The 4,716-nt window shown below is 34.2% G+C and carries 3 protein-coding genes; 1 reads left to right on the top strand and 2 read right to left on the bottom strand.

The annotated features are described in order from the left end of the window. Window positions 1–575: 575 nt before the first annotated feature. Window positions 576–1,199, bottom strand: coding sequence for a glutathione S-transferase family protein (locus tag AC3DU7_RS25720; protein ID WP_488042125.1), 624 nt, complete (start codon window positions 1,197–1,199; stop codon window positions 576–578). A gap of 307 nt (window positions 1,200–1,506) precedes the next feature. Between AC3DU7_RS25720 and AC3DU7_RS25715 the strand changes: the two genes are divergently transcribed. Continuing rightward, window positions 1,507–2,049, top strand: a complete 543-nt coding sequence (locus tag AC3DU7_RS25715) for a TetR/AcrR family transcriptional regulator (RefSeq protein ID WP_488042124.1) — start codon at window positions 1,507–1,509, stop codon at window positions 2,047–2,049. An 817-nt stretch (window positions 2,050–2,866) separates the two neighbouring features. On the opposite strand, the gene AC3DU7_RS25710 is transcribed toward AC3DU7_RS25715, so the two are convergent. Next, window positions 2,867–4,159, bottom strand: coding sequence for a hypothetical protein (locus tag AC3DU7_RS25710; RefSeq protein WP_488042123.1), 1,293 nt, complete (start codon window positions 4,157–4,159; stop codon window positions 2,867–2,869). Window positions 4,160–4,716 lie beyond the last annotated feature (557 nt).

The raw sequence follows: 4,716 nt of genomic DNA, 5'->3' as shown, positions 1-4,716 counted from the left end.
TTAGCTATTGGACATCTCCTGCAATTTGTAAATATGCCAGCGCACATTGCTATATTACCTTGAATAAAATCTATAAAAAGTAACCCGCTATGAGGATACAACTCAAGATTACCCAAAGTATTAAAGTGATTATTGCCAGAGAAGTCTGGAATAGTTAGGGTTTGGTTTTGCTCAATTTTGATAAAGCCTGGTTTTCCTCCCCTATGGGAAAGATCGACTCCTTTAGTAATATCTCTAGATTTATCTTGATAAGCTGTAGCAATGAAAAAAGTATCTGCATTAGTAATTAGGTTGCTTTCCCATTCTCCGAAAGTGGCAATTTCATCAATTTGTGGAGAGACATTAGACTCAACTTGCTCCCAACTTCTAGCTTGAATATATTGAGGGCAGGGGAGGCTTGAGACCTTATTTTTTGGTCAGTGGTAGTAAATGCGATCGCTTCCCTATTTTTGGCATTGCATAATTGTGGGATGATTTTATAAGAGAGGATCGACTATCATCCCCGTGTCTCCGTGTCTCCGTGTCCCCGTGTCGGTCTCAATCATCCCAGTATTCAGCAACGCCCTATTTTTTGTTTATGCCGCAACAGTAGCATAGGGTTCAATGCCTGGCATTCCAACGAATCCCGGTAATTGTTTGATACGTTCAATCCATGCTAAAATATGGGGGTATTCATCTAAAGATACTTTACCATCGAGGGCAAGAGTAATATAAGGAAAAGCTGCTATGTCTGCAATGGTAGGATGTCCTAATTCTAACCATTCGCGATCGGCTAGATGGCGATTAATTTGTTCGAGAATGAAGGTGGATTTTTGAGTAGCTACTTCAATATCTATGGTGATTACTTTGAATAGATAAAATAATCTTGCTGATTCTACACCTTGACGAATTTCTTCTATGGTAGTGGACAGCCAATGAACAACTCTACTTAGAGCTTCGGCATCATTGGGAAGCCATTGTTCATTGCCATATTGACGAGCTAGATAAACTAAAATTTCTTGGGCATCAGAAATAATTTTATTACCGTCTACTAATAAAGGTATTTGTCCAAAAGCATTTAATTTTAGGTATTCAGGAGATTTATGGTCCCCTTTAAATACATCAACTCGCATGAATTGATATTCGATTCCGAGAAGAGATAGTAATAATCTGATTTTATAAACATTGCCAGAGAGTTCGTGTCCGTAAAGTTTAATCATGGTATTATTATCTTTTTTACCGAACGTTTGTTCTGCTTAATAAGCTTATCCTAACGAACGTTTTGTAGAGTGTCAAATTTTAGATTTTAGATTTTTGTGAATTTTGACTTGTAGCGATCGCAGACAAAGTCCATAACTCTAATGAACTTCGATATAATCAAAATCAGGACTTACGCATAAGGTAGGAAAAATTAGGATTTGAGATTGTTATCCGTTCCTGACTGCTCCGCAAACCCTGTCGGTAGCAATGACGGAAATACGTTGTACTGCCTAAGTCCTGAAAATATTAAAAGCTGATAATAATGTCATGTCTAAAAAAGAAGTAATTGCTAAACTAATCCCTGTATTCCGTCACTATGGTTATGAAGGAACGACAATATCACGATTATCTGAAGCTACAGGATTAAAAAAAGCCAGCCTCTATCACCACTTTCAAGGAGGTAAAGAACAAATGGCAGAAGCAGTTTTAGAATATATTGGTGATTGGTTTGAAGAAAATGTATTTGCACCTCTACAGTCAAATCAACCTGCCAGGGTTCGTATTCAAGTAATGAGTCAAAAAATAGATGAATTTTACGACGGTGGTCAAATTCCTTGTGTTCTGGCAGTGATGTCTCTGGGAGAAGCCGATAATCTATTTCACAAGCAGTTAGAAAAATCTCTCAAAGAATGGATTGATGCTCTCTCAGAAGCGATCGAGGAAACAGGAGTTGAACCAAAACAGGCTTGCCAAAGAGCTGAAGATGCTATGATACTGATACAAGGAGCATTAGTATTAGTTAGAGTGACTAAAAATACTAAACCTTTTAAAAGAGCGATCGCCAAATTACCTCAAGTTTTATTAGAATAATTAACAATAACTAGGGTTTGCTGAAAAAGTATGAGTGGCAGGAGTAGGAGCCAGAATCGGTGAATCGGTGAAGTCAGGAGGAATGGGAATTATAGAAGAAGTAGTCAGAAGAATCATCCATTGATTTTCTAACCCTGTCTTGCCGAAAATCTAAGATTTTTGAACCATTACCACCTAAAAGCTGCTACTCCCTTAGTACCTGAAAAGGATAAAACCTTTATCTGTCAAGACTTTGATATTTAATCAGCAAGCCCTAACTAGCTAATAATCATCAAAAAAGTTATTCAGTTTGTGTTAATTACTTAATAATTGAAGTAAAACTTAAATATAGCGTTCTTTTTTCAAATTGGTATTACAAAAATAACTTCTGACTTCTGACTTTTGACTTCTAACTTCTAACTTCTAACTTCGTTAAAGGGTGGTGGCGCATTTTAATGATTGTGCATTTTCCAGCAATGTTTGTTATGAGAATAGTGGGAGCATCTTGCTCCCGTGCCAGGTATTTCTTTTTGCTGTATACCATAGCTGATAGCTGACGGCTGTTTGCGCAGCATTCCGGAGGAAATGCTTACGAAAAACCAACTATTTAGAGTTTGCTGATTAAATATCAAAGCATTAATTGATATTGGTTGTAGCATTTTTTTGTCTAAAAAAGTGTCAGCTTTTCGGTGGCAAGAGCTGCATAAAGCTAGTGTTTTAGGACGATTATGGCAGAAAAATCAAGGTACAATTTTTCCGACTACTCCCTAACTAATTTCCATTTCTCCTGACTACTGACTACTACGAAGAACAAAAAGACTTTTTCAGCAAACCCTATTTATCTTGAAAGAAAGAAAGAAAGGTCTATTCTACCAAAATTTGTACTGAGTGCTATTTGCATATTTTCCAAAACTTTAACTAACCATTGAACTTTGTTTTGTGTTGCAAATTCATAATGCTTAAACAACAATGCAAATCGTTTCTCTAAGTTAGGTCTAACTTGTTGACAAACTAATAATATTTTTAGTAATAATCCTGTTGTAATTACAGGTCCTAAATTGCCAATTAGATTAATAAAAAAGAAATGTTGTGGCTGCTTTGGACTATGCACAACTAAAAAACTTAATAATTGATGGCAGGTCTTCATAATTAAAGATTCATTTAAGAGCTGCTCATCGTTATCAGGCATAGTATTTTGTAAATATTTGTAGAGTTTATTCTTAAATTGAACTTGAATCCGATTAGATTCAACATCAAAGGATGTACTTAAGTATTCATAAAAACTGTCTTTAAAAAGGTGATATGGTTGGGGAACTGTGGTATAAGCTAAAAACCTTTTAGCATAATCTCGATAAGTTTCATTACCTTCTACTTTTCCCACAAATTGTTTGATAGATAATAATAGTTCATCATTGGATAATAAGGTAGGATTTGTAGCAGATGTAGACCTTTTAACTGGGCTAAGTTGTAATCTAACCTGGTGAGTAACATAGTGGGATAAGTCTATTTCATATTTTTTCTGTTTTTCAACTTGCATTTTTCTGACAGCTTGTTGATGTTCTTTACTGCTATTTGGACTAATTAATAAATATTTATATAAATAAGGATAGTGGGAATTAAGAATTTTCAAAGGTTGGTTTAAAGTGTTATTAGTATTATTTGCAGATGATAGATTTATTACTTCTACCATTCGTTTTAAACTCAAATATTCTTGACTATGAGTAAAACAGTTGATAAGTTCTAACATTTTTTTTGTTTCGTCAGGTTCGTAACAGAAAGACTCAGATTTATCAATTGCTTGCTCAAATAAATTCATCAGTTGTTTTAAAGCATTTTTTTTGTCTTGAGGTAGTTGCTGATGGTTAATTAATATATAACAACAACGATTCAGAACAGCGTTAAATTTTTCTTCGCATTCAGGAAGTTGTATAATTCTCCCTATTGCTGTAGATATTTCGGGAATCTGGTATAGAGAGTATTGAATAAATAGTATCCGAAATCTCTCAACTATTTGCTCGATTGACTCAGTTAAAACTAATTCTAAAAAGTGATGATAAATCTTTTGTTCTTCTTTATAGATTTGTTGATAACTAGAATCTTTAGAGATGATTTTTTTTCTTTTATATTCCATAGAAATTTGCCTTTCTCAAAAAATAACGTTATTAGTGAATAGGTATAATATACACTACGAATCAATTATTACTTAAAAAGTTAAATTTGTGACTGAATAGTTTGAGATATTATACTATGTACCTCTATCACGACCTTCACTCCAGTTGTGAAAGTGTAGTATTGGCTTGTATCCTCAATAGATTATCATGATTAATTTATTTCTGGATAAGCAGCAATTATGTGTATTAATTGTAATAAAAAATTATGCTGCTATTCTAAACATACAAAAAAATACACATTGATTAACTTATATCATTTTCAAAATTATGCTGTTTAAAACTTCTAGTGTAAAGTGATTTTCTTCTTTGTTCAGAGGTAGGCATTCAGCCGTCAGCCATCAGCTATCAGCTATTGCTTTTAATTTATGATAAAAGCTTTATTAATTGTCTTACTGCAAAAGTTGGCTCCCTTGCCCTTTAAAGTCTATTTTAATTTAAACACTGTTTTATATGAGAGAGCTCACGGGGTGACAGCTATAGCGCTGTGCGCAGGCAACAGGCAACAGGCAACAGGCAA

It is taken from the genome of Okeania sp., from assembly GCF_983059655.1.
Note: the sequence above shows the minus strand (reverse complement) of the source record. Positions and strands in the feature narration are given on the sequence as shown.

Bases quoted from the DNA above. Each gene is read 5' to 3' on its own strand.
- AC3DU7_RS25710 (WP_488042123.1), bottom strand. From the start codon at position 4,159: ATGGAATATAAAAGAAAAAAAATCATCTCTAAAGATTCTAGTTATCAA.
- AC3DU7_RS25715 (WP_488042124.1), top strand. From the start codon at position 1,507: ATGTCTAAAAAAGAAGTAATTGCTAAACTAATCCCTGTATTCCGTCAC.
- AC3DU7_RS25720 (WP_488042125.1), bottom strand. From the start codon at position 1,199: ATGATTAAACTTTACGGACACGAACTCTCTGGCAATGTTTATAAAATC.